The organism is Microbacterium sufflavum, assembly GCF_023091155.1.
Lineage (GTDB): Bacteria > Actinomycetota > Actinomycetes > Actinomycetales > Microbacteriaceae > Microbacterium > Microbacterium sufflavum.
In genome coordinates this window covers 2715035-2740641 of sequence record NZ_JAHWXK010000001.1, presented here as the reverse complement: position 1 = coordinate 2740641, position 25607 = coordinate 2715035, and the positions used below count along the sequence as shown (strand labels likewise).

Annotated in this window: 25 protein-coding genes; 12 read left to right on the top strand and 13 right to left on the bottom strand. The window is 69.7% G+C overall.

Annotated elements, in window-relative coordinates:
* The first annotated feature begins 16 nt into the window (after positions 1-16).
* Positions 17-799, top strand: a complete 783-nt coding sequence (gene map / locus KZC56_RS13210) for a type I methionyl aminopeptidase (RefSeq protein ID WP_247638738.1) — start codon at positions 17-19, stop codon at positions 797-799.
* A gap of 9 nt (positions 800-808) precedes the next feature.
* On the opposite strand, the gene KZC56_RS13205 is transcribed toward map, so the two are convergent.
* From KZC56_RS13205 to rpsP, 6 genes are read right to left on the bottom strand one after another with little or no spacing between them, the layout of a single operon-like run.
* Complete coding sequence (locus KZC56_RS13205) at positions 809-1240, bottom strand: pyrimidine dimer DNA glycosylase/endonuclease V (RefSeq protein WP_136034598.1); 432 nt, start codon at positions 1238-1240, stop codon at positions 809-811.
* Entirely contained in the window at positions 1237-1971 is a 735-nt protein-coding gene (locus KZC56_RS13200) for a class I SAM-dependent methyltransferase (protein ID WP_247638737.1), read from the bottom strand. The genes KZC56_RS13205 and KZC56_RS13200 overlap by 4 nt, the downstream gene beginning before the upstream one ends.
* A gap of 43 nt (positions 1972-2014) precedes the next feature.
* Positions 2015-2722 (bottom strand): tRNA (guanosine(37)-N1)-methyltransferase TrmD, encoded by a 708-nt coding sequence (gene trmD, locus KZC56_RS13195; RefSeq protein WP_247638736.1) that lies wholly within the window; start codon positions 2720-2722, stop codon positions 2015-2017.
* 12 nt (positions 2723-2734) lie between these two features.
* On the bottom strand, positions 2735-3343 hold the full coding sequence (gene rimM, locus KZC56_RS13190) for a ribosome maturation factor RimM (protein ID WP_136034591.1): 609 nt from the start codon (positions 3341-3343) through the stop codon (positions 2735-2737).
* Position 3344: 1 nt separating this feature from the next.
* Positions 3345-3575 carry an RNA-binding protein gene (locus KZC56_RS13185; protein WP_136034588.1) on the bottom strand — a complete coding sequence of 77 codons (231 nt, stop codon included), beginning with the start codon at positions 3573-3575 and terminating at the stop codon, positions 3345-3347.
* Between the two features lie 6 nt (positions 3576-3581).
* On the bottom strand, positions 3582-4016 hold the full coding sequence (gene rpsP / locus KZC56_RS13180) for a 30S ribosomal protein S16 (protein ID WP_136037018.1): 435 nt from the start codon (positions 4014-4016) through the stop codon (positions 3582-3584).
* 207 nt (positions 4017-4223) lie between these two features.
* Here rpsP and KZC56_RS13175 point away from each other — a divergent pair, with 207 nt between their 5' ends.
* Positions 4224-5375: a glutamate--cysteine ligase gene (locus tag KZC56_RS13175; protein ID WP_136034584.1), complete on the top strand. Its 1152-nt coding sequence runs from the start codon at positions 4224-4226 to the stop codon at positions 5373-5375.
* 15 nt (positions 5376-5390) lie between these two features.
* Here the strand turns inward: KZC56_RS13175 and KZC56_RS13170 are convergent, their stop codons facing one another.
* Entirely contained in the window at positions 5391-6362 is a 972-nt protein-coding gene (locus KZC56_RS13170) for a sugar-binding transcriptional regulator (RefSeq protein ID WP_136034582.1), read from the bottom strand.
* A 103-nt stretch (positions 6363-6465) separates the two neighbouring features.
* Here KZC56_RS13170 and KZC56_RS13165 point away from each other — a divergent pair, with 103 nt between their 5' ends.
* The 3 genes from KZC56_RS13165 to glpK all read left to right on the top strand — a co-directional run bounded on the left by KZC56_RS13165 (position 6466) and on the right by glpK (position 10570).
* Complete coding sequence (locus KZC56_RS13165) at positions 6466-8175, top strand: glycerol-3-phosphate dehydrogenase/oxidase (RefSeq protein ID WP_247638735.1); 1710 nt, start codon at positions 6466-6468, stop codon at positions 8173-8175.
* A 91-nt stretch (positions 8176-8266) separates the two neighbouring features.
* Positions 8267-9022, top strand: coding sequence for an MIP/aquaporin family protein (locus KZC56_RS13160; protein ID WP_136034578.1), 756 nt, complete (start codon positions 8267-8269; stop codon positions 9020-9022).
* 33 nt (positions 9023-9055) lie between these two features.
* Complete coding sequence (gene glpK, locus KZC56_RS13155) at positions 9056-10570, top strand: glycerol kinase GlpK (protein ID WP_136034574.1); 1515 nt, start codon at positions 9056-9058, stop codon at positions 10568-10570.
* 52 nt (positions 10571-10622) lie between these two features.
* Here glpK and KZC56_RS13150 read toward each other — a convergent pair whose 3' ends face one another.
* Complete coding sequence (locus KZC56_RS13150; RefSeq protein WP_247638734.1) at positions 10623-11516, bottom strand: LysR family transcriptional regulator; 894 nt, start codon at positions 11514-11516, stop codon at positions 10623-10625.
* A 78-nt stretch (positions 11517-11594) separates the two neighbouring features.
* Between KZC56_RS13150 and KZC56_RS13145 the strand changes: the two genes are divergently transcribed.
* Positions 11595-12509: an EamA family transporter gene (locus tag KZC56_RS13145; protein ID WP_136034570.1), complete on the top strand. Its 915-nt coding sequence runs from the start codon at positions 11595-11597 to the stop codon at positions 12507-12509.
* 3 nt (positions 12510-12512) lie between these two features.
* On the opposite strand, the gene ffh is transcribed toward KZC56_RS13145, so the two are convergent.
* Complete coding sequence (gene ffh, locus KZC56_RS13140; RefSeq protein ID WP_136034568.1) at positions 12513-14069, bottom strand: signal recognition particle protein; 1557 nt, start codon at positions 14067-14069, stop codon at positions 12513-12515.
* Positions 14070-14105: 36 nt separating this feature from the next.
* Entirely contained in the window at positions 14106-14693 is a 588-nt protein-coding gene (locus KZC56_RS13135) for a TetR/AcrR family transcriptional regulator (protein WP_136037014.1), read from the bottom strand.
* A gap of 93 nt (positions 14694-14786) precedes the next feature.
* On the opposite strand from KZC56_RS13135, the gene lipB reads away from it, so the two are divergent.
* Together lipB and lipA are read left to right on the top strand one after the other, a co-directional pair.
* Positions 14787-15440, top strand: coding sequence for a lipoyl(octanoyl) transferase LipB (gene lipB, locus KZC56_RS13130; RefSeq protein WP_136034564.1), 654 nt, complete (start codon positions 14787-14789; stop codon positions 15438-15440).
* The gene (gene lipA / locus KZC56_RS13125) at positions 15437-16426 is read left to right on the top strand and encodes a lipoyl synthase (protein ID WP_247638733.1); all 990 of its coding nucleotides are present in this window, start codon (positions 15437-15439) and stop codon (positions 16424-16426) included. The genes lipB and lipA overlap by 4 nt, the downstream gene beginning before the upstream one ends.
* A 20-nt stretch (positions 16427-16446) precedes the next feature.
* On the opposite strand, the gene KZC56_RS13120 is transcribed toward lipA, so the two are convergent.
* Genes KZC56_RS13120 through smc form a run of 3 tightly spaced genes read right to left on the bottom strand, consistent with a single transcriptional unit; the run spans position 16447 to position 21447 of the window.
* On the bottom strand, positions 16447-16947 hold the full coding sequence (locus tag KZC56_RS13120; protein WP_136034560.1) for a DUF2004 domain-containing protein: 501 nt from the start codon (positions 16945-16947) through the stop codon (positions 16447-16449).
* Positions 16948-16990: 43 nt separating this feature from the next.
* A complete protein-coding gene (ftsY, locus tag KZC56_RS13115) occupies positions 16991-17863 on the bottom strand; it encodes a signal recognition particle-docking protein FtsY (protein WP_136034558.1) in 873 nt (290 codons plus the stop codon).
* 35 nt (positions 17864-17898) lie between these two features.
* Positions 17899-21447 carry a chromosome segregation protein SMC gene (gene smc / locus KZC56_RS13110; RefSeq protein WP_247638732.1) on the bottom strand — a complete coding sequence of 1183 codons (3549 nt, stop codon included), beginning with the start codon at positions 21445-21447 and terminating at the stop codon, positions 17899-17901.
* 550 nt (positions 21448-21997) lie between these two features.
* Between smc and KZC56_RS13105 the strand changes: the two genes are divergently transcribed.
* The 4 genes from KZC56_RS13105 (at position 21998) to KZC56_RS13090 (ending at position 25606) form a co-directional block, all read left to right on the top strand.
* Positions 21998-22282, top strand: coding sequence for a hypothetical protein (locus KZC56_RS13105; protein WP_136034554.1), 285 nt, complete (start codon positions 21998-22000; stop codon positions 22280-22282).
* A 131-nt stretch (positions 22283-22413) separates the two neighbouring features.
* Positions 22414-23493, top strand: coding sequence for a GNAT family N-acetyltransferase (locus KZC56_RS13100; RefSeq protein ID WP_247638731.1), 1080 nt, complete (start codon positions 22414-22416; stop codon positions 23491-23493).
* A 98-nt stretch (positions 23494-23591) separates the two neighbouring features.
* Positions 23592-24287: an ABC transporter ATP-binding protein gene (locus tag KZC56_RS13095; protein ID WP_247638730.1), complete on the top strand. Its 696-nt coding sequence runs from the start codon at positions 23592-23594 to the stop codon at positions 24285-24287.
* The gene (locus tag KZC56_RS13090) at positions 24284-25606 is read left to right on the top strand and encodes an FtsX-like permease family protein (protein WP_247638729.1); all 1323 of its coding nucleotides are present in this window, start codon (positions 24284-24286) and stop codon (positions 25604-25606) included. The genes KZC56_RS13095 and KZC56_RS13090 overlap by 4 nt, the downstream gene beginning before the upstream one ends.
* Position 25607 lies beyond the last annotated feature (1 nt).

The following is a 25607-nucleotide window of genomic DNA, read 5'->3' as shown; positions in this document are numbered from 1 at the left end:
AAACGAGAGGACACCCATGATCGAACTGCGCACCCCTGCCGAGATCGACGAGATGCGCGCGGCAGGCCGGTTCGTCGCCGAGACCCTGGCGACCCTGCGCGACGAGACGAAAGTGGGCACCAACCTTCTGGCGATCGACCGTCGCGCCCACGACATGATCCGCAGAGCGGGCGCGGAGTCCTGCTACATCGACTACCACCCGTCCTTCGGGGCGAGCCCCTTCGGCAAGGTCATCTGCACCTCCGTGAACGACGCGGTCCTGCACGGCCTCCCCCACGACTACACCCTGCGCGACGGCGATCTGGTCACCCTCGACTTCGCGGTGTCCGTCGACGGATGGGTGGCCGACTCCGCCGTCTCGTTCGTGGTCGGCACGCCGCGCGACGAGGACCTGCGTCTGATCGACACCACCGAGCGGGCTCTCACGGCCGCGATCGAGACCTCTGTCGTGGGCAACCGCATCGGCGACATCTCCGCTGCGATCGCCGCCGTCGCCCACCGCGAGGGCTACTCCATCAACACCGACTTCGGCGGGCACGGCGTCGGACGCACCATGCACGGAGACCCGCATGTGGCGAACGACGGCAGAGCGGGCCGCGGCTTCCCGCTCCGCGCCGGCCTGGTCCTGGCTCTCGAGCCGTGGTTCCTCGCGACCACCGACGAGCTCGTGACCGACCCCGACGGCTGGACGCTGCGCAGCGTCGACGGCTCCCGCGGTGCGCATTCGGAGCACACCATCGCGATCACGGATGACGGGCCGATCATCCTCACCGACCGTTCCTTCCTCGGCGTCGACTGACCCGCGACGTCACGCCCGTTCCCACGACGCCACGGGGCCCTCGACCACGACGAACAGCGGATGAGGCGCCGGACGGTGCGTGTGCGCATGCAGGGCCAGGCGGTCCGGGCTTCGGGCGGCGAGCTTGGCACGCAGATGGCGCCACTCCAGGTCGAGTTGACCGGTGGTGACCTCGAGGGGCGGCACAGTGGTGCCGAGGGTACGGATGCGCGAGCGATCGAAGCGGTAGCCACGCGCGTCAGCCTCGTCCGCAAGACCGCGCAGATAGGCCGACACCGCCGTCGACGGCTCGGGTGCCTCGCGGAAGCGCGCCAGCTGCGGGTGCTCGCGATAGCCCTTCGTCGTTCCGGCGAGCACAGCCTGAGCGAGCAGGGTCTCGCGCCAGCACGCCACGAGGCCCTGCCGGTCGAGGTACACCGGATGCAACGACCAGATCCTCATGCGCGCCGGTAGCGGAAGACGTCAGTCAGATGCGGAAGGTCGAAGGCCGCCCTGCCCGCCGTCTCCGGGCTGTCGTCGAGCACGGCCTCGATCGCATCACGCATCGCGCGGCGCCCGGACTCGTTCGCGACGAGATAGCTGCTGACCGTGGCCCACCGGGCGACGTAGCCGGCACGGCTGATCCGTTCCTTCCAGCGGATCTCGTGGTGCCCGACGAAGTCGAAGCCCGGCAGCTCCACGGCGGTCGCGGTCGTGGCATCGGCATCGCCCACGGCCGGGTGCGCGATGCGGTGACATGCGACGTCCCACGCGCACGTCGGATCCGCGCGATTCCAGAGCAGACCCAGCACACCCGTCGGCACCAGCACCCGCGCGATCTCCGCCGCGGCCGTGTCTCGGTCGAACCAGTGGAAGGCCTGCGCAACGCAGACCGCGTCGACGGCGCCGTCGCCCAGGGGGATGCGCTCAGCCGTACCGTCGAGAGCGCTGACCGTTGGCAGCTTGGACCAAAGCACCTCGCGCATCGGCGCGGAAGGCTCGACGGCCACCACGTGATCCGCGCGCTCGAGCAGGAGCTCGGTGAACTTGCCCGTCCCCGCGCCGAGGTCGAGCACCGTAGGAACCGCGGCGGGGAGGATGGCTTCGACCGCGGCGACGGGGAATCCTGGCCGATGACGGTCGTACTCCTCGCCGATCGTCTCGAACGACTGCGCGAGTGCCCTGTCCACCATGCTCCGACGCTAACAGGTGCGCGACACGCGTTCGGAGGTCGGTTCAGGCCTCCGCCGGTGGCAGGAGGTCCGGCCGACGGCGCCGAGTCCGTTCGATCTGCTGTTCGCGGCGCCAGGCCGCGATCGCCCCGTGGTTGCCGCTGAGCAGCACCTCCGGCACCGCACGCTCGCGCCAGACCGAGGGCTTCGTGTACGACGGGTACTCCAGCAGCCCGTCCTCGTGCGACTCCTCGACGAGGCTCTCCGGATTGCCGACGACACCGGGGATGAGCCGTCCGACAGCCTCGATCATCGCCATCGCGGCGACCTCGCCGCCGTTCAGCACGTAGTCGCCGAGGCTGAGCAACCGGACCTCGCCCAGGCCGGACGCGTACTCGAAGACGCGCTCGTCGATCCCCTCGTAGCGGCCGCAACCGAACACGAGATGTCCCCGCGTCGAGAGATCGCGCGCCGTCGCCTGCGTGAAGACCTCCCCCGCCGGAGACGGGAAGATGAAGGTGGGAGCTTCGGTGCCGGACACGTCGGAACCGGCGATCTCATCCAGGGCGAGCCCCCACGGCTCCGGCTTCATGACCATGCCCGCTCCCCCGCCGTACGGGGTGTCGTCGACCGTGCGATGGCGGTCGTGCGTCCAGTCGCGGAGGTCGTGGACGCGCAGATCGAGCAGACCGGTGTGCCGAGCCTTTCCGAGCAGCGACAGCGTCAGGCCGTCGAAGTACGACGGGAAGATGGAGACGACATCGATGCGCACGGGGGAACCGTATCAGCGCGATTCGGAAGCGTCGTCCGCCTCCGTCGACTCGTCCGCCTGGGCATCCTCCGAGTCGGGGAGTTCCTCGAACAGACCGGACGGCGGCGTCACGATGACGCGGCCGCCCGCGACATCGACGGTCGGCACGATCGCCTCGACGAACGGCACCATGATCTCCTGCTCGCCCGCCTTCACGATGAGAAGGTCCTGGGCGGGGAAGTGATCGACGCGGACGACGCGACCGACCACGGTCTCGTCGCGGACGACGTCGAGTCCGACCAGCTGGTGGTCGAACCAGGCGTTCTCCTCGACCTCGTCCTCGTCCTGATCGATCCAGAGGATCGCGCGCACGAGGCTCTCGGCGGCCGTGCGGTCGTCGACGTCGTCGAAGAACACGACCGGGTTCCCGTTCATCACTCGGTACTCGCGGACGGTGATCTCCTTGCCGTGCCACGGAGATGCCTCGGGCACCTGCAACGTGAACACGGCCCCCGGGGTGAATCGGCCCTCGGGGTTGTCGGTGTACAGCTCCAGCTTCAGGGCGCCCTTCAGCCCGTGCGCCTTGACGAGCCGTCCGACGCGGAGCTGGTTCCTGCCCTGGCTGCGGTCCTTCGCCACCACGTCAGTCGTCCGCGACGTCGACACGAACGCGACGCCCGTCCGCGAGAGCGCTGACGAGGGTGCGCAGGGCTTTGGCCGTGCGGCCGCCACGCCCGATCACGCGTCCACGGTCGTCGGGGTGCACGCGCACCTCGAGGAGGTCGCCTCGCGGCGAGGTGGATTCGGTGATGCGCACATCCTCCGGGTGATCGACGATCCCCTTGACGATGTGCTCGAGCGCGGCGGCAAGCACGATGGATTACTCGGCGTCGGCGGCGGGAGCCTCGGCGGCCTCCGCGTCGGCGTCAGCGGCGGGAGCCTCCTCAGCGGGAGCCTCCTTCTTCTCCGCCTTCGGCTTGATGACCGACTTCTTCGAGGAGTCGGCCTCGAACGCCGTCTTCTCCTCGGCGACCTTGAGCGTGGACTTCGCGTCCTTGTCGCCCTTGAAGATGCCCCAGTCGCCCGTGATCTTGAGGATGGCGGTGACCTGCTCGGTCGGCTGAGCGCCGACGGACAGCCAGTACTGCGCACGCTCGGAGTCGACCTCGATGAAGGAGGGCTCCTCGGTGGGGTGGTACTTGCCGATCTCCTCGATCACACGACCGTCGCGCTTGGTGCGCGAGTCGGCGACGACGATGCGGTAGTAAGGCGCGCGGATCTTGCCCAGGCGCTTGAGACGAATCTTGACAGACACGATTCTCCTGAATGGTGTGGAAGGAAACGAACCGATCGCCTGGAGAGTGGGGTGCACACCCGGCGGAAGCTCAATAGGGAGGACGAATGCTGGATAGAGGGTCGAGCACGTCGTCCGACCCTCTATTCTGCCAGATGCACCGGCCCCGCGCGAAACGCGGCGACACGGCGTGGCCGCGTGTCGGCGACGCCGTGTCAGACTGTGGTCGTGCAGCTCGACTTCGCCGCTTCGGCCCGCTCCACCGTCGGTCTCGAATGGGAGATCATGCTCGCCGATCCCGCGACCGGCGATCTGGTCGGCCGCGCGCCCGAGCTCCTCGCCGCGCTGGAAGCGGAGAGCGAGGACGAACGCCACACCGTGACCGGGGAGCTCCTCACGAACACGATCGAGGTCACGAGCGGCATCGGCGACTCGGTGGCCCACGCGGTCGACGACATCGCCAACGCCATCTCCGCGGTCCGGGCCTCCACCGACCCGGCGGGGATCGAGCTCCTCTCCGCCGGCAGCCACCCGTTCGCGCAATGGTTCGATCAGCAGGTGACGGACAAGACCCGGTATCACACCCTCATCGAGCGCACCCAGTGGTGGGGACGCAACATGATGATCTGGGGCATCCACGTGCACGTGGGCGTGGAGGACCAGCGCAAGGTGTTCCCGATCATCAACGCCCTGTCCGCCTACCTCCCCCACCTCCAGGCTCTGTCGGCGTCGAGCCCGTTCTGGGCCGGGGAGCGCACGGGATACGCCTCCAACCGCGCCCTGGTGTTCCAGCAGCTTCCGACCGCTGGGCTCCCCTGGCCGCTGCGCGACTGGGCACAGTTCGAGCGGTACCTCGACGACATGGTCCGCACGGGCGTCATGGCCGACGCGACCGAGGTGCGCTGGGACATCCGCCCCGCACCGCGCTGGGGCACAATCGAGGTGAGGGCGTGCGACGGGCTGTCCACGCTGTCCGAGATGGCCGCCGTCGCGGCTCTCGTGCAGGTGCTGGTCGAGCACTTCTCGCGGCTGCTGGACGAGGGCGCGGCGCTTCCGGAGCTTCCCGCCTGGTACCACCGGGAGAACAAGTGGCGCGCCGCCCGCTACGGCCTCGACGCTCGCGTGATCGTCGACGCGATCGGAACGCAGCGTCTCGTAGGAGATCATCTGGCGGAGAAGATCGAAGAGCTCGCCCCGGTCGCGGTCGAGCTCGGCTGCGGGCGGGAGTTCGCGAGCATCGGCGGCATCCTCGAGGGAGGCGCGAGCTATGCGCGTCAGTTGGCCGTCGCCGACGCGACGGACGGCGACCTCGCCGCGGTCGTGCAGCACCTGATCCGCGAGTTCCGCTCGGGGCCGGAGTCGTCGATCGACGGCGAGTGACGCCCCGTCGGCGGTTCAGTCCTCGATGAGCCGGCGCGCGAGGCCCTCGTCGAGCACGACGTCGGTGATGAGCTCCGCGGCGATCGCCGCCCGCAGGCTCGCGAGCTTCGGCACCCCGGACACGACGCACACCCGCCGGGGCACGCGCCGCAGGCGGTCGAGGCCCGGCCCGGTCGCCCTGGCGTTGACGCGGATGTCGCGCCACGAGCCGTCCGCGCGGAAGAACACGGTCGCGACGTCGCCGATCGCGTGATCCTCGCGGAGGCTCCGGTAGTCCTCACGCCCCAGATACCCGCCGACGTAGACGCGACTGGGGACCTCTGCCGCTGGCGAGCCGAGGCTGAACACCGCGATGTCCATCTTCGCCTGGAGGTCGAGCACCCGCCGTGTGCTGCGCTCCCGCCACATCGCCTCTCGCGTCGCGGGGTCGTCGAAGAACGCCGGGACCGGGAACTGCTGCACCTGCGCGCCGAACGCACTGCCGAAGCGCTGCAGGATGTCGCTGGAGTACTCCACACCGCTGGTCTGCGTGTTGCCGGCGCCGTTGAGCTGCACGAACGTGGTGTTGTGCGTCTCCTTCTGCGTGAGACCACGGCTGACGGCACTGATGGTCGATCCCCACGCCACGCCCACGATCATGTTGGAGTCGACGAACTGAGACAGGAGTCGTCCCGCCGTCAGGGCGACGCGCTCCAGCCGCTCCACCTCGCTCACGATCTCGGCCATCGGCACCACGTGTGCGACGACGCGGTGGCGATCGCGGATGCGCTGTTCGAGCATGCCGAGCCGTTCGAGCGGTGAGTTGATGCGGATGTCGACGAGTCCGCTCTCCCGCGCGAAGCTCAGCAGCCGTGAGACCGAGGACCGCGACGTGCCGAGCTCCGTGGCGATGACCTCCATGGTCTTGTCCTGCATGTAGTAGAGCTGAGCGGCGGTGAGCGCCGCGATCAGCTTGCTGTCGCGGGATTGCGCGCCGGAACCTGCCATGACTTCCTCCTGTCCTTCGATCCTTGCACATATGTGCAGCGGACTTGCGCGCCCACGTCAGACGGGTCGATGCTGGTGGCAAGCAAGGAAGAGAGGGTCGACGATGATCGATTCCACACACGCGTCCCCCGAGCGCGCGGACGTCCGCGCTGTCCGCGAGTCCGGACGCACCACCGTCCTCGTCATCGGCGGTGGCATCAACGGCATCTCCACGTTCCGCGACCTGGCGTTGCAGGGGGTCGATGTCCTCCTGGTCGAGCGCGGCGACTTCGCGTCCGGGGCCTCCGCCGCCTCCAGCCACATGATCCACGGGGGCATCCGCTACCTGGAGAACGGCGAGTTCCGCCTCGTCCGCGAGTCGGTGGAGGAGCGCAACGGTCTGCTCAAGATCGCGCCGCACTACGTCAAGCCGCTGCAGACCACGATCCCGATCTACTCGACGTTCTCGGGCATCCTCTCCGCGCCGCTCCGCTTCCTCACCCACAAGAGCGGCAAGCCGAAGGAGCGCGGAGCGTTCCTGATCAAGGTCGGCCTCACGATCTACGACACCTTCTCGCGCGACGGCGGCACCGTGCCGCGCCACCGCTTCCTCGGACGTAAGAAGTCGCTCGCTGAACTGCCGTCGCTCGACCCGGACATCAAGTACACCGCGACGTACTACGACGCCTCGATGCACGACCCGGAGCGGCTCGCCCTCGACGTGCTGCAGGACGGGCGCGCCGCGCACCCCGGCGCCGTGGCTCTCAACTACGTCGAGGCGGTCGGTCGCGACGGCGACAGCGTGCTGCTGCGCGACCGCGAGAGCGGCACCGAGTTCGCCGTGTCCGCAGACGTGATCGTCAACGCGTCCGGCCCCTGGACCGACCTCACCAACGAGGAGCTCGGCCTCCAGAGCCGTTTCATGGGCGGCACCAAGGGCTCGCACATCGTGCTGGACCACCCGGAGCTGCTGGACGCCACCCGCGGCCGCGAGATCTTCTTCGAGCACTCCGACGGCCGCATCGTGCTGATCTATCCGCTGAAGGGCCGAGTGCTCGTCGGCACCACGGACATCGACGCCGACCCGCGCGAGGTCCCGGTGTGCACCGAGGAGGAGATCGACTACTTCTTCGACCTCATCCACCACGTGTTCCCGACGATCTCGGTGACCCGCGAGCAGATCGTCTACAACTTCTCCGGCATCCGCCCGCTCCCCCGCCACGAGGACACGGCCCCCGGGTTCGTCTCGCGCGACTACCGGGTCGAGGTCGACCGCCAGGGCGCCGTCCCGCTGGTGAGCCTGGTCGGTGGCAAGTGGACCACGTTCCGCGCGCTCGGCGAATCGCTGTCCAACCAGGTGCTCGACCTCCTGGGTCGCACGCGCACGGTGTCGACCGCGGGTCGTGCCATCGGCGGCGGACGCGAGTTCCCGCGCACCGAGAAGGCCAAGCGCATCTGGATCCAGGAGAACCTGCCGGGCGCCGGAGCACGTGCCGAGCAGCTGCTGGCCCGTTACGGCACGCGGGCGGCCGAGGTCTGGGCGCACGTCGAGCAGGGACCGGACGCGCCCCTCGCCGGCGGCGACCTCTCCACACGGGAGCTCGAATGGATGGTGCAGGACGAGATGGTCGCACGGCTGGAGGACGTGATCCTGCGCCGCACCAGCATCGCCTTCACGGGCGGCGCCAACGCCGAGGTGCTCGACGAGATCGCTGAGGCGCTCGCTCCCCTCCTCGGCTGGGACCGCGAGCGGCACGATGCCGAAGTCGAGCAGACCCGCCTCCTCCTCAACGAACGACACGGACTCCACCTTCCGTCCCGCGCCCGCGGCTGACGGAAGTCCGACCACCGCCCTCCTCGCGGTGCTACCCCCATAGGGGGTCGGGGCAGAGGGGCCCCGACCCGTAAGAAAGGTCAATGAAGACATGACTGACGTCAATCTCGGTCTTTACTTCCTGTCCGAGCTCGTCGGCACGGCGATGCTGGTGCTGCTCGGCTGCGGTGTCGTCGCGAACGTCGCCCTGGCGAAGAACAAGGGCTTCGGTGGCGGCTTCCTGATGGTCAACTGGGGGTGGGGTCTCGCGGTGTTCGCCGGTGTCCTCGTCTCGGCCTACTCGGGCGCCATCCTGAACCCCGCCGTCGGCATCGGCCTGCTCGTCGCCGGCAAGATCGACTTCGCGATGTTCCTGACCGCGACCGGGGCGGAACTGCTCGGTGCGATCCTCGGTGCGATCGTCGTGTGGCTCGCCTACAAGCAGCACTTCGACGAGGAGCCCGAAGCGGCCAACAAGCTCGGCGTGTTCTCGACCGGCCCTGCCATCCGCTCCTACGGCTGGAACCTCGTCACCGAGATCATCGGTACGTTCGTGCTGGTGTTCGTGATCTTCGCGTTCGCCGACTACGGCGACATCGAGATCGGCACCCCCGGTGGCCTCGGCCCGCTCACGGCGCTTCCGGTCGCCCTGCTCGTGGTCGCGATCGGCGCCTCCCTCGGTGGCCCGACCGGCTACGCCATCAACCCCGCCCGTGACCTCGGCCCGCGCATCGCTCACGCCATCCTCCCGATCAAGGGCAAGGGCGCGAGCGACTGGTCCTACTCGTGGGTCCCGGTCGTCGGCCCGCTCATCGGTGGTGTCATCGCCGCCCTCGCGGCACCCGTTCTGCTCGGCCTCGCCGGCTGATCCCTACCCGCAAGCGAATTCAAAGGAGAACACATGGCTGACTACATCATCGCGATCGACCAGGGCACGACGTCGAGCCGCGCGATCATCTTCGACAAGAAGGGCAGCATCGTCGCCACCGGCCAGAAGGAGCACGAGCAGATCCTCCCGAAGGCTGGCTGGGTCGAGCACGACGCGGCGGAGATCTGGCGCAACGTGCAGGAGGTCATCGGACTGGCGCTCGGCCGTGCCGACCTGACCCGGCACGACATCGCCGCGGTCGGCATCACCAACCAGCGCGAGACCGCGGTGGTCTGGGACAAGACCACGGGCAAGCCGGTGTACAACGCGATCGTGTGGCAGGACACCCGCACGCAGGAGATCGTCGACCGTCTCGCAGCCGACGGTGGCGTCGAGCGCTTCAAGCCGGTCGTCGGCCTGCCGCTGGCGACCTACTTCTCCGGCACCAAGATCGCGTGGATCCTGGAGAACGTCGAGGGTGCGCGCGAGAAGGCCGAGGCGGGCGACCTGCTGTTCGGCACGACCGACTGCTGGGTGCTCTGGAACCTGACCGGCGGTGTGGACGGCGGCGTGCACGCCACCGACGTCACCAACGCCTCGCGCACGCTGTTCATGGATCTGGAGACGCTCGAGTGGCGCGACGACATCCTCGAGGTGTTCGGCGTGCCGCGGTCGATGATGCCGGAGATCCGCTCCTCCTCCGAGGTCTACGGCACCGCCGAGAGCTCGTCGCTGCTGCGCGAGACGCCGATCGCCGGGATCCTCGGCGACCAGCAGGCGGCGACCTTCGGTCAGGCGGCGTTCCAGAAGGGCGAGAGCAAGAACACCTACGGGACGGGCTGCTTCCTGATCTTCAACACGGGCGAGGAAGTCGTCCACTCGAAGAACGGGCTGCTCACGACCGTCGGGTACAAGCTCGGGGACCAGCCGACGCACTACGCGCTCGAAGGGTCGATCGCCGTGACGGGCTCGCTGATCCAGTGGCTCCGCGACCAGCTGGGGATCATCTCCTCGGCGCCCGAGGTCGAGAAGCTGGCGGAGCAGGTCGAGGACAACGGCGGCGTGTACATCGTCCCCGCGTTCTCCGGTCTGTTCGCGCCGTACTGGCGTCCGGACGCCCGCGGCGCGATCGTGGGTCTCACCCGCTACGCGAACAAGAACCACATCGCGCGCGCAGCGCTCGAAGCCGTCGCGTTCCAGACCCGCGACGTGCTCGATGCCGTCAACGCGGATGCGGGCGTGGACCTGAGCGAGCTCAAGGTCGACGGCGGCATGGTGGCCAACGACGCGCTCATGCAGTTCCAGGCCGACGTGCTCGGGGTCCCGGTCGTGCGCCCGGTCGTCGCCGAGACCACCGCGCTCGGTGCCGCCTACGCCGCCGGTCTCGCCGTCGGCTTCTGGAACGGGCTGGACGACCTCTCCGCCAACTGGCAGGAGGACAAGCGCTGGGAGCCGACGATGGACGACGCCGAGCGCGAGCGCCAGCTGCGGCTGTGGCGCAAGGCCGTCACCAAGTCGATGGACTGGGTCGACGAGGACGTGAAGTAGTCCGAGGAAGGATGAAGCGGGTCCGGGGTCTCCCCCGGGCCCGCTTCTCGTTTCACCCGCGCTCCGATTCCTGGTTCCGCATCCCGTCCAGGACGGCCAGTAGCGCCCGCGCCACGCCCCTCGGAGCCACGGCATCCCACGCGACGTATTCCGTCCGCTCGGGCCCGTCGCTCACCGCCACCGCGACCACACCTTCTGCGCCGTCGACCACCCCCGGGGCCAGAAGGGTCACGGCGAGCCCCGCCCTCACGAGTCCGAGAAGCAGCGGAGCGGTGTCGACCTCGAAGGCCACGTCCCGCTCGAGTCCTGCGGCGGTGAAGGCGGCGTCACTCTGCGCCCGACCCGATGTCCCGGCGGGGAAGTCCGCGAAGGCGCACCCGGCGAGATCGGCGAGCCGGAGCCGCCGCCGCGTCGCGAGCCCGTGGTCATGCGGCAGCACCGCGACCAGTCGCTGATGCTGTACCGCGCGAGACGCGACCCCCGCGGGTTCCAGGTCGCCGCGCAAACCCAGCAGCGCGATGTCGAGGTCGTCGCGGCGGAGCGCGGCGATGAGCTCGTCGCTGTTGCCACCGCGCAGCTCCACCCGTGCCGCGGGATACGCCTCCCGGAACGCGCGCAGAAGCTCCGGCACCGAGATCGCTGTCACGGTGGGGATCGCGCCGAGGCGGAGCGTTCCGGTCACCTCGCCGGCAACCGCAGCGACGGCGTCCTTCGCCTGCTCGGCGGCGCGGACGGCGACCCGTGCATGCTCGAGGAACGCCTCGCCCGCCTCCGTGAGGCGCACACTGCGGCTCGATCGCGCGAACAGCCGATGGCCGAGCTCGCGCTCGAGCGCCGCCATCTGGTGGCTCAGCGCCGACTGCGTCACGAAGCACTGCTCCGCCGCGCGGGTGAAGCTCCCGGTCGCCGCGACCGCGACCACGTACCGCAGTTGCTGCAGATCCATCCGATCATGATCGCGCCTCATGGATAGGATGACAAGCCCGCGTTGGACTCATGCGCGGGAAGCCCCCACGCTGGAGCCATGAACAGATGGCGCATCGTGCTGCTGACCGCTCTGGCCCCGCTGTCGTGGGGCACGACCTACCTCGTCACGACCGAGCTCCTCCCTCCTGGCCACCCGCTGTTCGCGGGGCTGCTCCGCTCGCTCCCGGCGGGTCTCGTGGCCGTGCTTCTCGCTCGTCGCCTGCCGCGCGGCACGTGGTGGCCGAAGATGCTCGTGCTGGGCGCGCTCAACATCGGCGCGTTCTTCCCGTTGCTCTTCCTCGCCGCCGAGCGGCTGCCCGGCGGGGTCGCCGCCGCAGTCGCAGGGGCGCAGCCGCTCATCGTGCTGGTGCTGGGTGCCCTGGTGCTCCAGGAGCGGATCAGGGCGGTGTCCGCCGCGGCCGCCGTGACCGGAGCGGGCGGTGTCGCACTGGTCGTCCTCGGTCCGGCGGCGCAGCTCGACCTCTGGGGCGTGCTCGCGGCGCTCGGCGGCGTCACCGCGACGGGCCTCGGCATGATCCTCACCAAGCGCTGGGGCCGTCCGCGGGACATCGGCCCCGTGGTCTACGCCGGATGGCAGCTCACCGCGGGTGGTCTGCTCCTGCTTCCCGTGACCCTCGCCGTGGAGGGCGTGCCGTCGTCCATCGACGGGGCCGCAGCGCTCGGCTACCTCTGGCTGGGTACGGTCGGGGGCATCGTCGCCTACACCCTCTGGTTCCGGGGCATCCAGCAGTTGCCGGTGATCGCGCCCGGCCTGCTCGCCCTGCTCTCGCCGCTCGTGGCCGCCCTGCTGGGCGTCATCGTCCTCGGGGAGAGCTTCACCGCGGTTCAGGGCGTCGGACTGGCCCTCGCTCTGGGTGCGCTCGTGGTGGGACAGCTGACGGCGCGGCCACGGCGAACACCGACGACGCCGACGATCGGCGAGGAGCCACCGGTGCCGGCGGCACGCGCCTGAGGATCAGCTCTTGCCGAAGAGCTTCTGGATCTCGGCGAGATCCGCCTCGGTGGGCGCAGGAGCTCCGCCGAGACCGAAGCCCGAGCCGTTCGCGGAGGCGGATGCTGCCAGGCCAGCGTTCTCGGCCGCCCGCTTGGCGGGGTTACCCGAGCGCGAGCGTCCCTGAGACCCCTTGCCCTTCTTGCCGCGCTTGGACGATGCTCCCGGCTTGCCCATGCCGGGCACGGGACCCATGCCGGGGATGTTCGGCGTGCCACCGCGCGCGACCGTCTTCATCATCTTCGCCGCCTGGTCGAAACGCTGCACCAGCTGGTTCACGTCGGTCACGGTCATGCCGGAGCCCCGGGCGATGCGCAGACGACGCGACCCGTTCAAGATCTTGGGGTTACGCCGCTCCCCCGGCGTCATCGAGCGGATGATCGCCTCGGTGCGATCGATCTCCCGCTCGTCGAAGTCCTCCAGCTGCTGCTTCATCTGGCCCATGCCCGGCAGCATGCCGAGCATCTTCTTCATCGAGCCCATCTTCTTCATCTGCTGCAGCTGCTCGAGGAAGTCCTCCAGCGTGAAGGCCTCGTTGGCGAGCTTCTCGGCGACCTTCAGCGCCTCTTCCTCGTCGAACGCCTGCTGCGCCTGCTCGATCAGGGTCAGGATGTCGCCGAGGTCGAGGATGCGGCTCGCCATGCGGTCGGGGTGGAACGGCTCGAGGTCTTCGAGGCGCTCACCGGTCGAGGCGAAGATGATCGGCCGGCCGGTGACGGAGGCGACCGAGAGCGCCGCACCACCGCGGGCGTCACCGTCGAGCTTCGACAGGACGACGCCGGTGAAGTCGACGCCCTCCTGGAAGGCCTTCGCCGTGTTGACCGCATCCTGACCGATCATCGCGTCGATGACGAACAGCACCTCGTCCGGGTCGACCGCCTTGCGGATGTCGGCGGCCTGCTTCATCAGCTCGGCGTCGACACCGAGGCGTCCGGCGGTGTCGATGATCACCACGTCATGCTGCTGGCGACGGGCGTGCTCCACGCCGTCGCGCGACACCTTGACCGGATCGCCGACGCCGTTGCCCGGCTCGGGTGCGTACACGGTCGCACCGGCCTGCTCCGCGACGACCTGCAGCTGGTTGACGGCATTCGGACGCTGCAGGTCGGCGGCGACCAGGAGCGGGGTGTGCCCCTCCCCCTCCAGCTGCTTCGCGAGCTTGCCGGCGAACGTCGTCTTTCCGGAGCCCTGGAGCCCGGCGAGCATGATGACGGTCGGCGCCGTCTTGGCGAACTGCAGACGACGCTGTTCCCCGCCGAGGATCTGCACGAGCTCCTCGTTCACGATCTGCACGACCTGCTGGGCGGGGTTCAGCGCCTTGTTGACCTCGTCGCCGAGCGCGCGCTCGCGCACCTTCGCCGTGAAGTCCTTGACGACCGCAAGAGCGACGTCCGCGTCGAGCAGCGCGCGACGGATCTCGCGCACGGTGCCGTCGACGTCGGCGGCGGTGAGCTTCCCCTTCGTGCGGAGGTTGCGGAAGGTCTCGGTGAGACGGTCGGAGAGCGTTCCAAAGGTAGCCATGGTGCTCCCGATTCTACGCGAGCGCCGACGACTCGCTCAGCCGGACCACGGGAGGTCGTGGATCGCGCCGAGGGCGTCGTCGAGCACGGCCTGCGGGGTTCCGAGCCCCGCGCCCTGCTCGGCCCACACGCGCAACGCGGAGAACACGGCGGCCGCGAGGGCTGCGCCGAGGATGTCCGCCCTGATCGCGTCGACGCCGGAGCCACGGGCCGCGGTGGCGATCGCCTCCGACAGCCGCGCCAGGCGCACCCCGGTGTCGCGGACGAGTTCATCCTGCAGTCCCATCGCGCCGGCGTTGCGCAGAGCGAGCGCGAGCGGGTCCGGCGCGAAGTCCCGCACGATGCCCCGCAGGATCCCGCGCACGGCGTCGCCGTCCGCCTCGCGCCCGAGGCCCTGCAGGCGTTTGACGGCCTCCTCGATGCGCTCGTCCACGGCGGACCACAGCACGTCGCTCTTGGAGGTGAAGTAGTTGAAGAAGCTGGAGCGGCTCACCCCGGCGCGCTGCGTGATGTCGGCGACCGACGTGGCGTCGTACCCGCGCTCCAGGAACAGCTCGCACGCCGCCTCCGCGAGCGTCTCGCGCGACGACGCCTTGGGGCGGCCAGCGCGGCCGGTGGAGTTCATACCCTCACGCTACCGCGCGCGGCGAGTCGCGCTCGGGCGTCACAACAGGGCGTATTCTTAGACGCAATCCAACTATTTCGGAGGCGAGACTTCATGCTCGACATCCTCACCCCCGGGTTCTCCCCGACCCCCGTGCCGTACCTCGACGGCTGGGACCTGCAGCGCCGCGTGCACGCCGATGTGCTCTCCGGCGCGCGTCCGGACACGCTGATCCTGCTCGAACACGAGGCCGTCTACACGGCGGGCAAGCGCACCGAGCCGCACGAGCGACCGCAGGACGGCACCCCCGTGGTCGACGTCGACCGCGGCGGCAAGATCACCTGGCACGGCCCGGGGCAGCTGGTCGGTTACCCGATCGTCCGCCTCCCTGAGCCCATGGATGTCGTCGCGCACGTGCGCCGGCTCGAGCATCTGCTGATCGACGTCCTGCGACCGTTCGGCGTCGACGGCTACCAGGTGCCCGGTCGCAGCGGGGTGTGGGTTCGCCGCCCCCTCTCCGAGGACAAGGTCGCCGCCATCGGGGTGCGCGTGCAGCAGGGCGTGACCATGCACGGCTTCGCCATCAACTGCGCCAACTCGCTCGCACCGTTCCGCGACATCATCCCGTGCGGCATCACCGACGCCGGTGTGACCACGGTCAGCGAGGTCTCCGGGGCCGTCGTCGAACCCCGCGACCTCGTGGACGCCGTCCGCGCCGCCTTCCTCGCCGAATACACCGACATCGCACGGACGGGAGTCCCCGCATGACCGCCGCCCCCGAGGGCCGGAAGCTCCTCCGACTCGAGATCCGCAACGCCGAGACCCCCATCGAGCGCAAGCCCGAGTGGATCCGCACCAAGGCCAAGATGGGTCCGGAGTACACCGCCCTCCACTCGCTCGTGAAGAGCGAAGACCTCCACACCGTGTGCCAGGAAGCGGGCTGTCCCAACATCTTCGAGTGCTGGGAGGACCGCGAGGCGACCTTCCTGATCGGCGGATCCCAGTGCACTCGGCGCTGCGACTTCTGTCAGATCGACACCGGCAAGCCCGCGGACTACGACACCGACGAGCCACGCCGCGTCGCCGAGAGCGTCGTGCGCATGAACCTCCGCTACGCCACCGTCACGTGCGTCGCCCGCGACGACCTTCCCGACGGCGGTGCCTGGCTCAACGCAGAGACCGTCCGCCAGATCCATCGCCTCAACCCGAACACCGGCGTCGAACTGCTCGCCACCGACTTCAACGGCGACCGGGATCAGCTCGGTGTCGTGTTCGAGTCCCGGCCCGAGGTGTTCGCCCACAACGTCGAGACCGTCCCGCGCATCTTCAAGCGCATCCGGCCGGCCTTCCGCTACGAGCGCTCGCTGGGAGTGCTGACCCAGGCGCGCGACGCGGGCCTCATCACCAAGTCGAACCTGATCCTGGGCATGGGCGAGGAGCCGGAGGAGGTCGTGCAGGCCCTGCAGGATCTTCACGACGCCGGCTGCGACATCATCACCATCACGCAGTACCTGCGGCCGTCGCCGCGGCACCTCCCCGTCGCCCGCTGGGTGAAGCCGGCCGAGTTCGTCGAGTTCAAGGAGGAGGCGGAGCGGATCGGCTTCCTCGGGGTGCTCGCCGGACCGCTGGTGCGCTCCTCGTACCGTGCCGGACGCCTCTGGGCGCAGTCCATGGTCTCGAAGGGGCGGGAGATCCCGCCGCACCTCGCGCACATCGCCGAGGGCGCCGACCTCGGGTTCGCCCAGGCCGTGTGATCTGCGGGGTGAGCGCCGGGTCAGTCAGCGCTCATCACGGACTGCACGCTTCCGTCCGAGCCGAGGTTCACGAGCAGCACGTCGTCGGTCGCACTGTCGTCGAGCGCGTACTCGAGCACCGCGAAGGGCTCGGACCCGCCATGCTCGTCCGCCAGGATCGTCATGCTCATCAGGCGCAACGAGCGGATGATGTCCACCGCTGCATCGCCGGACACGTCCACCAGCACGTCCGGCAGGTCGTCGCCGAAGGCCTCCTGCTGCTGAAGGATGTACTCGGTCACCTCGCTCGTCCGGTCATCCACCTCGGACAACATGCCGCGGCGGGCCGTGGCGTCGACGTTCTCCAGTCCCGCGATCAGCGCGGCGGCGATGTCGAGGGCATCAGCGGACACGTCGTCCTGGTCCGGAGCGGTGAGGTCGACCGTCACGCTCTGGTCACCGAGCTCGACGGTCTCCGACCAGAAGATCGAGCCGTCGGGGCCCGACGACAGCAGTCCGAAGTAGTCGTGTTCGATCGCCATAACGCTATGAAACCAGCCTCGTGCTCAGGGCGGTAGCCCTGTGTCAGCCGACCAGCGCCTGCACGAACACGTGCGGGGTGAAACCGGTCAGATCGTCGATGCCCTCGCCCTGTCCGAGCAGCTTCACCGGGATCCCGGTGCGCTCCTGAACCGCGAGAACGAAGCCGCCCTTGGCCGACCCGTCGAGCTTGGTCAGCACGAGCCCGGTGACACCGGCGTGCTGCAGGAACGTCTCCGCCTGCATGACCCCGTTCTGCCCCGTCGTCGCGTCGAGAACCAGCAGCACCTCGCTGATCGGGGCCTGCTTCTCCACGACCCGGCGGATCTTGCCGAGCTCGTCCATCAGCCCGCCCTTGGTGTGCAGACGACCGGCCGTGTCGATGATCGCGATCTCCATGCCCTCGCGCTTGGCGTACTCCACGGTCTGGAACGCCACAGACGCCGGGTCCTGCCCCTCGTGCTGCGGGCGGACGATCGCCGCCCCTCCGCGCTGCGCCCACGTGGCGAGCTGGTCCACGGCGGCGGCACGGAACGTGTCGGCGGCCCCCACCACGACGCTGCGCTGGTAGCCGCGCAGGAACTTGGTGAACTTGCCGATCGTGGTGGTCTTCCCGACCCCGTTGACGCCGACGACGAGCACGACGGCCGGGCGCTCGGTGAGCTTGAGCGTCGTGTCGAACTTCGCGAAGTGCTCCTCGAGCGTCTCGCGCAGCATGCGCTGGAGGTCGCGGGGGTCGGTCGTGCGGTACTTCGCGACCTTGTCGCGGAGCTCGTCGACGATGCGCTCGCTGATGTCCGGCCCGAAGTCGGCCGTGATCAGGGCGGTCTCCAGGTCTTCCCACGTCGTCTCATCGATCGTGGGCTTGACGAACATGCCGCGCAGGGCGCGACCGAGAGACCAGGACTTCTCTGCCATCCCCCCAGCCTACGGGTAGCGGTTCGCTACGCCGGTCAGCTCGCCGCGGCGGCCGCGCGGTCACCGACGCGCTGACCGACGACAGCGGACACGCCGTCCTGGCGCATCGAGACGCCGTACAGCGCGTCGGCGATCTCCATCGTGCGCTTCTGGTGCGTGATCACCAGGAGCTGAGATGTCTCCCGCAGCTGCTCGAACACGGTGAGCAGCCGGCCGAGGTTCGCATCGTCGAGGGCCGCCTCCACCTCGTCGAGGATGTAGAACGGGCTGGGACGCGCCTTGAAGATCGCCACCAGCAGCGCGACAGCGGCCAGCGACCGCTCCCCTCCGGAGAGCAGCGACAGGCGCTCGATCTTCTTCCCGACGGGCCGCACCGAGACCTCGATGCCGGTCGTGAGCATGTTGTCCGGGTCGGTCAGGGAGATGCTCCCCGTCCCACCGGGGAACAGCAGCGGGAAGACCTGGCCGAACGCCTCCTTGGTGTCCTCGAACGCACTGGCGAAGATGGTCTGCATCCGCTCGTCGAGGTCCGCGATGATCGTCAGCAGATCCTGACGGGTCTGGGTCAGGTCGGCGAGCTGCTCCGTCAGGAAGGCGTGGCGCTGCTCGAGCGCGGCGAACTCCTCCAGAGCGAGCGGATTGACGCGGCCCAGCTGGGCGAGCTTCCGCTCGGCCTCGGCCAGCCGGCGCTGCTGGATACGACGATCGAACGGGATCGCCGTGTCGTCGAGCAGTTCGTCCGCAGGGGGCTCCACTCCGGGATCGCGAGGAACGAGCTGATCAGGTCCATATTCCGCAACGAGAATATCTTCGTCGAGCGACAGCTCGGAGGACACACGCTCCAGCAGGCTGTGCAGGTGGAGCTTCTTCTCGTGGATCTGCAGCTCCAGGCCGTGCACGCTCTCGGTGAGGCCGGCGAGCCGCTCGCGCAGCGACGTCTCCTGCTTCCGGAGCGCCACCAGCTCCTCGTTCTGCGCTGCTCTGGCGGCCTCCGCCTCGGCGAGAGCCACGCGGGCCTCGGTCACCGAGCGGTCCAGCGAGTCAAGGATGCGCGGAAGCTCCTCTGCCACCCCGGAGGCGGCCTCCCGCTGTGCCCGACGGATCACTGCGCGGCGGGCGGCCTCGGCGGCGGCGTCCCGCTCTTGCTCGCGCTGCCGTTCGAGCGTCGCGACCCTCGCCTGCGCCGCACGCACCCTCTCGCGCAGCGTCTCGACCTCGAGCCGCGCGCGCACCTCTCCCTCGCGGGCGAGCTCGAGAGCCTCGAGCAGACCGTCGCGGGCAGACGCGTCCAGCACGGGACGCGGCGCGGCCACGGCCTCGTCGAGCTCCGCACGGGCCGACTTCGCCTTCGCCTCGGCATCCGCGACCGCAGCCTGGGCCTGCGCGAGCCCCGACTCCAGGCGCTCGCACTCGGCCACGGCGGACTCGTGCCGCACCGTGACGCGGTTGACCTGCTCGGCGTGCGTGGCCAGGGCGGCATCGTGCTCGCGCAGCGCCCGCAACGCGTCCTTGGCCTGACGCCGTGTCGCCTCCACCTGCTCGTCCGCCTCGATCCGCGCCTCCCGGAGCGAGTCGACGACGATCTGGATCTCGGCGAGCCGCTCCGTCGCCGCGTCGCGCTCGGCCGCGAGCTCGAGACGCGACCGCTCACCACCGGAGCCCGTGCGCAGCGTCTGCGCGGTGATCACCTCGCCGCTGGTCGTCACGATCGTCGTGCGCGTGTCGGACAGCGCATCCAGAGCGGCTCGCGCCGAGCGCGCCGCATCGAGGTCTTCGGCGATCAGCACATGCGACAGGATGCCCAGGACGCCGTCGGGTGCGGTCACCACGTCGATCGCGGACGTGACACCGTCGACGGGAGGCGCGGTCGACTCGGGGCGCAGAGCATCCGCCACCACGAAATCCACGACCCCACGGCGCTCCGCCGCAGCCAGGGCCGCCAGCGTGAACGCGGCGTCCGCGCTGTCGATCAGCACGCCCTCCGCTAGCGGACCGAGGACTGCGGCGATCGCCGCCTCGAACCCCGGCCTGACCTGCACCGCGTCGCCGACCAGTCCGCGGACTCCCGCGCCACCGGCCTTCACGATCTCGGCGGCACCACCGGACAGCGACAGCGCGCTGCTCAGCGCCGCCGCCTTCGCCGTGAGCGAGTCGACCTCGCGCTCCGCGGCGTGGAGCCGTTCGCGCAGCGTCTCGCGCTCGGCCTCCGCCGCCGTCGCCGCCCGCTGCGCGCTCTCATAGGCGGCAGCGTGCTCGACGGCTGTGCCCTGCGGGGCCTCGGCGTCCTCGATCGCCTCCAGTGCCTCCGCCGCCTCCCGCCGCCGTTCGTTCGCCGCTTCGAGCGCATTCTCCTGGCGCAGCACGGCACCACGCACCGCGGCAAGGGCCGACGCCGCCGCATCAGCCGTACCGCGCAGGGCCGTCAGGCGCATGTCGTACTCCGACACGAGCGCGCTCTGCTCCGCGATGTCGACGTCGAGCGTGTCGAGCTCCGCCCTGGCGTGCACGACCTCGCGGCTCGCCGCGACCGCGGCATCCTGCGCATCGCCCAGCCCCGAGGAGATCGTCTCGATGTCGTCCTTCGCCTCGTCGATCGTCGCCTGCGTCACCGTGACCGCGGTCACGGCGGCATCGTCCTCCTCCGAGCCGAGCAGAGCAAGACGCTGATTGGCGAGGGTGTACAGCCCCCGCATGCGCTCCTGGACCTGCTCGAGCCCGAAGGCCACGCCGCGCGCCGCATCGACGGCGACAGAGTTCTGGTCCTTCTCGAGCCGCGCGATGCTCGCACGCACCGCCTCGGCCTGATCCGACAGCACGAGGCGCTCCGTGTGACGCTCCTGCTCCGTGCGGGTGTGGTCGGCCAGGGCCGTGCGCAGGGCGACCACGTCGTCCGCGAACAGCCGGGCCTTCGCATCGCGCACCACGGCCGCGATCGTCTGGGCCTCCCTGGCGATCTCGGCCTGACGGCCCAGCGGCTTCAGCTGCCGCCGGATCTCACCGGCCAGGTCGCTCAGACGCGTCAGGTTGGCCTCCATGGCGTCGAGCTTGCGGAGGGTCTTCTCCTTGCGGCGTCGGTGCTTGAGGATCCCCGCCGCCTCCTCGATGAAGCCACGGCGATCCTCCGGCGACGCCTGCAGCACGGTGTCGAGGCGCCCCTGACCCACGATCACATGCATCTCGCGGCCGAGACCCGAGTCGCTCAGGAGCTCCTGCACGTCGAGCAGTCGGCAGCCCTCGCCGTTGATCGCGTACTCGCTCGATCCGTTGCGGAACAGCGTGCGGCTGATCGTGACCTCGGCGTACTCGATCGGCAGTGCTCCATCGGCGTTGTCGATCGTGAGCTGCACCTCGGCTCGCCCGAGGGGCCCTCGCGTGGAGGTGCCGGCGAAGATGACGTCCTCCATCTTGCCGCCGCGGAGGGTCTTCGCGCCCTGCTCCCCCATGACCCAGGCGAGGGCGTCGACCACGTTGGACTTGCCGGAGCCGTTCGGACCCACGATGCAGGTCACGCCGGGCTCGAAGACGAAGCTCGTCGGCTGGGCGAACGACTTGAACCCCTTGAGCGTCAGGCTCTTCAGATGCATGCGGGCACCGCTCGTCGGGGGAGAATCACGTCGCTACGCTACCGGAATCGCGCGGATTCCCACGGATCCCGCGCGGGTCTCGGAGCGAGCTCCTCCGGCGGCGACACGCCGGCGCTAGCACGAAATGCTTGACGATCGGCTGAGAGTTTCGCTACGGTTGGCCTCCGGATCGCCACACGAAAGGAGGTTACCGATGATGATCACTCAGCACACCGCGAAGGCCAACGGCCGCACCGCGCCCGCGCACACCGCGCCGAACCGTGCGTACTCGGTAACCGCCGGCGACCGCCTCGGCACGATCTGCTAGAACCGTCGCCCGGGATGTGACGCCTCTCCGAGGCCATCCGTCCTGCCGGTTCCCCCGCGCCACCACCCTCTGACCCGCACCGCGGAGTCATGGATTCCCCGCCACCCTCGGCACGCGCTCTCGCATTCTCGCGTCAGCGCATCCCCGAGCGGTCGCCACCGTCCGCACCGTCTCCGGCCGGATCCTCGGCCTGCGCCGGTGCTTCCGCACCCCCTCCCATCACGCAACCTCGAAGGAATCATCGTGAACACCACGCTGTACCGCAGCACCACCCACCCGCCCGATATCGAGGACCGTGAGGTCCTCCCCCTCCCCCGCGACGACGAACGGCGACAGCTCCGTCTGACGGACCGCCTCTCCCTCCGGATCGGCCTCTGGCTGCTCCAGCGGGCTCAGCGGCCGCGGCGGCCGCGCCGAGGGCTGACCCTCGACCCGGCCGACCTGTTCCTCGTCGGAGAGCAGCGTCACCGCTCCGCAGCGGAGTCGAACGCCATGCTCATGTTCGACATGCAGCGGGGAATGCGCTGATCCGCATGACCGCATCGCACGCCGTCGACACCGCACCATCGGTCTCCTCCGCCCCGTCCGTGGGCGGAGGAGACCGTGGACGGCCCTTCGCCGTCTCCCCCGCAGCCGCCCGCCACCCCGAAGGAACCGACATGACCATCGCGGAACTGACCATCTCACCGCTGACCGTCCCCGCCGCGCTCGACGCTGACGACGCCGCCGACTTCCGCGCGTACGGCGAACTCAACCGGCAGATCTGCGACGAGCAGGTCGGTATCCCGGATCTCGCGCCGGATGCCGCGCAGATGCTCCCGGGCTGGCAAGACGACACCGACTCCCTCGACCTCGGCTTCGTCGCCCGCGACGGTGCCGACATCGTGGGCATGGTGACGGTGTCCTTCGCGCAGGAGGCGGACGCGAACGCTGCCGAGGTCGACCTGCTCGTGTCTGACGCACACTGGGGCCGAGGCATCGAAGACGCGCTCCTCGCGCGAGCCGAGAGCGAGGCACGGGCCCGCGGGCGCAGCGTGCTGCAGATCTGGAGCCTGCATCGTCCGGAGGAGACATCTCGCATGCTGGTTCCTCGGACCGGATGGGGCCGCATTCCGGCGACGCCGCTGAGCGACCTCGTCGACGCCCACGGATTCACACTGGAGCAGGTCGAGCGCAACAGTGAATTCAACCTGCGCGCGGACCCCGCTCCTCTGGAGGCCGCTCTGGCCGAGGCCACGCAGGCGGCAGGACCCGACTACCGCGTGGTGGAGTGGCTGCTGCCCACACCGCCCGAGCTCCGCTCCGGGTACGCGGCGGTGCTGGCGCGGCTGTCGACGGACGCTCCGAGCGGCGACATGGACTTCGTCGCGGAGGTCTGGGACGCCGACCGGGTGGCCCGGCGAGATGCGCGGTTGACGGGCGCCGGGCAGACGGTGTCCGTCGTCGCCGTGGAGCACGTGCCCACCGGCGACATCGTCGCGTACAACGAGCTGGTCATCGGAGCGGAGCGCACCGGCGTCACGCATCAGTTCGGCACCCTGGTGTCCAAGGACCACCGCGGGCATCGTCTGGGCATGATCGTGAAGTGCGCGAACCTGCTCCGCTGGCGTGAGCTCGTGCCGGATGCCACCGTGGTCTCCACCTTCAACGCGGAGGAGAACCGGCCGATGCTCGACATCAACGAGGCGATCGGGTTCCGCCCGGTCTCGTACGCGGGCGCGTGGCAGAAGAAGCTCTGATCCCGCGGGAGCGGAGTCATCCTCCTGGATGACTCCGCTCCCGGACGGTCATCCGGACGGCCGACGACGTGGGGGCCGCGCGCGGGAAGGCTGGAATCATGAACGCATTCGTGATCGAAGCTCACGCTCTCACCAAGACCTTCGGGGCCACGCGCGCCCTCGCCGGCATCGACCTCGCCGTGCAGCGCGGAGAAGCCGTGGCCATCATGGGCGCCTCCGGATCGGGCAAGACCACTCTGCTGCACGTGCTCGCGGGCATCACGGCCCCCGACGCCGGCAGCGTCACGTTCCACCCGTCCGCCGGCGGACCCGTCGAGGTCACCGCACTCGGGGAATCCGCGCGCTCGCGCCTGCGGCGCGAACGATTCGGCTTCGTGTTCCAGCAGGGACTCCTCATCCCCGAGCTCACCGCGGTCGAGAATGTGGCCCTGGCCTCCATGATCAACGGCGTGGCGAAGAAGGATGCCATCCCGCACGCCGCCTCCTGGCTCGCCGCGCTCGGACTGGCGGGAATGGAGGATCGACGCATCGGCGAAATCTCCGGCGGTCAGGCGCAACGTGTCGCGATCGCGCGCGCGCAGGCGACGGGGGCGGAGATCGTCTTCGCGGACGAGCCGACCGGCGCGCTCGACTCGCACACCTCCGCAGAGGTGATGGATGCACTGCTGTGGTCGACCACCGGCCAGGGACGCACGCTGGTGGTGGTCACGCACGACGCCGACGTCGCGGCACGCTGCACCCGTACGGTCGCCGTGCGTGACGGGCGCGTCGTCTCCTCGGCGGTGGACGCATGAACGCCGGCGTGCTGACGCTCCTCCTGCGGCCGGCCCGCGGCGAGAACAGCGTCCTCGTGCTCCCCGTCGTCGCCTTCGGCATCGTCACCACCCTGGTCCTCACGGTGATCGGCGGTGCGCAGTCGTTCTGGCGGTGGTCCGATGACAGTGCTGCCCTCTACCAGGCACTCGCTGGCATCGCTCTCGTCCTCCTCGTCGTGCCGCTCATGTCCCTCGGTGGTGCGGCCGCCCGACTGTCAGCGCGCCGTCGCGACGAGAGGCTGTCGACACTCCGCCTGCTCGGTGTCACACCCGCGGGGGTGACGGTCGCCACCGTGGCGGAGTCGCTGCTCGTGGCAGCCGTCGGCGCCGCGATCGGGGTGGCGGGTCACCTCGCGATCAGTCCGCTCATCGGCTTGATCCCGTTCCGCGGCGCACCGCTCGGGTTCGATGCTGTGCTCCTGCCACCCGTTCCGATCCTCCTCGTGGTCGCCGTGGTGCTGCTGCTGGCCGTGGTGAGTGCCTCCATCGGTCTGCGCCGCGTGGTGATCTCGCCGCTGGGAGTGCGCACTCGCGCCGTCGTCACCAAGATGCACTGGATCCGTGCGGTGATCGCCGTGGGGGGATTGGCGATCGCCTTCGTGCTCATCAAGGCGGTTCCCGCCATCGCCGGCGGGATGATCGCCGTCATCGTGCTGTGTGGCCTCTACGCCGCGGCGCTCGCCGTGCTGAACCTGGTCGGCCCCTGGGCACTGTCGATCTGGGCACGCACGAGCCTGCGCCGGGCACAGGAGCCCGACCGCATGCTCTCGGCCCGCATCGTCCTGGATGCGCCGAAAGCTGCGTGGCGTCAGGTCGGTGGCATCGCGATGGCGAGCTTCATGGCCGTCTTCGCGGGGACCGGTGTCGCGCTCATGGCGGAGATCGACGGTCCTGGTGCATCCGGGGCCGACGCGACGCTCGCCGCCGATATCCGCACCGGACTCATCATCACCCTGATCGGATCGTTCCTCATGGTGGCGGCATCCGTGGGCGTCAATCAGGCTGCGGACGTGATCGATCAGAGAGACCTCCACCGAAGCCTGCACCAGCTGGGGATGCCGATGGAGATGATCGATCGCGCCCGCCGACGCTCCATCGTCGCCCCGGTGCTCGTGACCTCTCTCGGCTCCGCCCTCTGCGCCGCGTTCCTCGTGTTCCCCCTGCTCGGAATCGCACTGATCACGGCGCCCGTCTCGATCGCCACCATCGCCGTGGTTCTCATCACCGGGATCGGGCTGGTGTGGGCGAGCACCTGGGCGACGCGGCCGCTCCTCGGGCGAGCCTTCCAGCCGGTGTGAC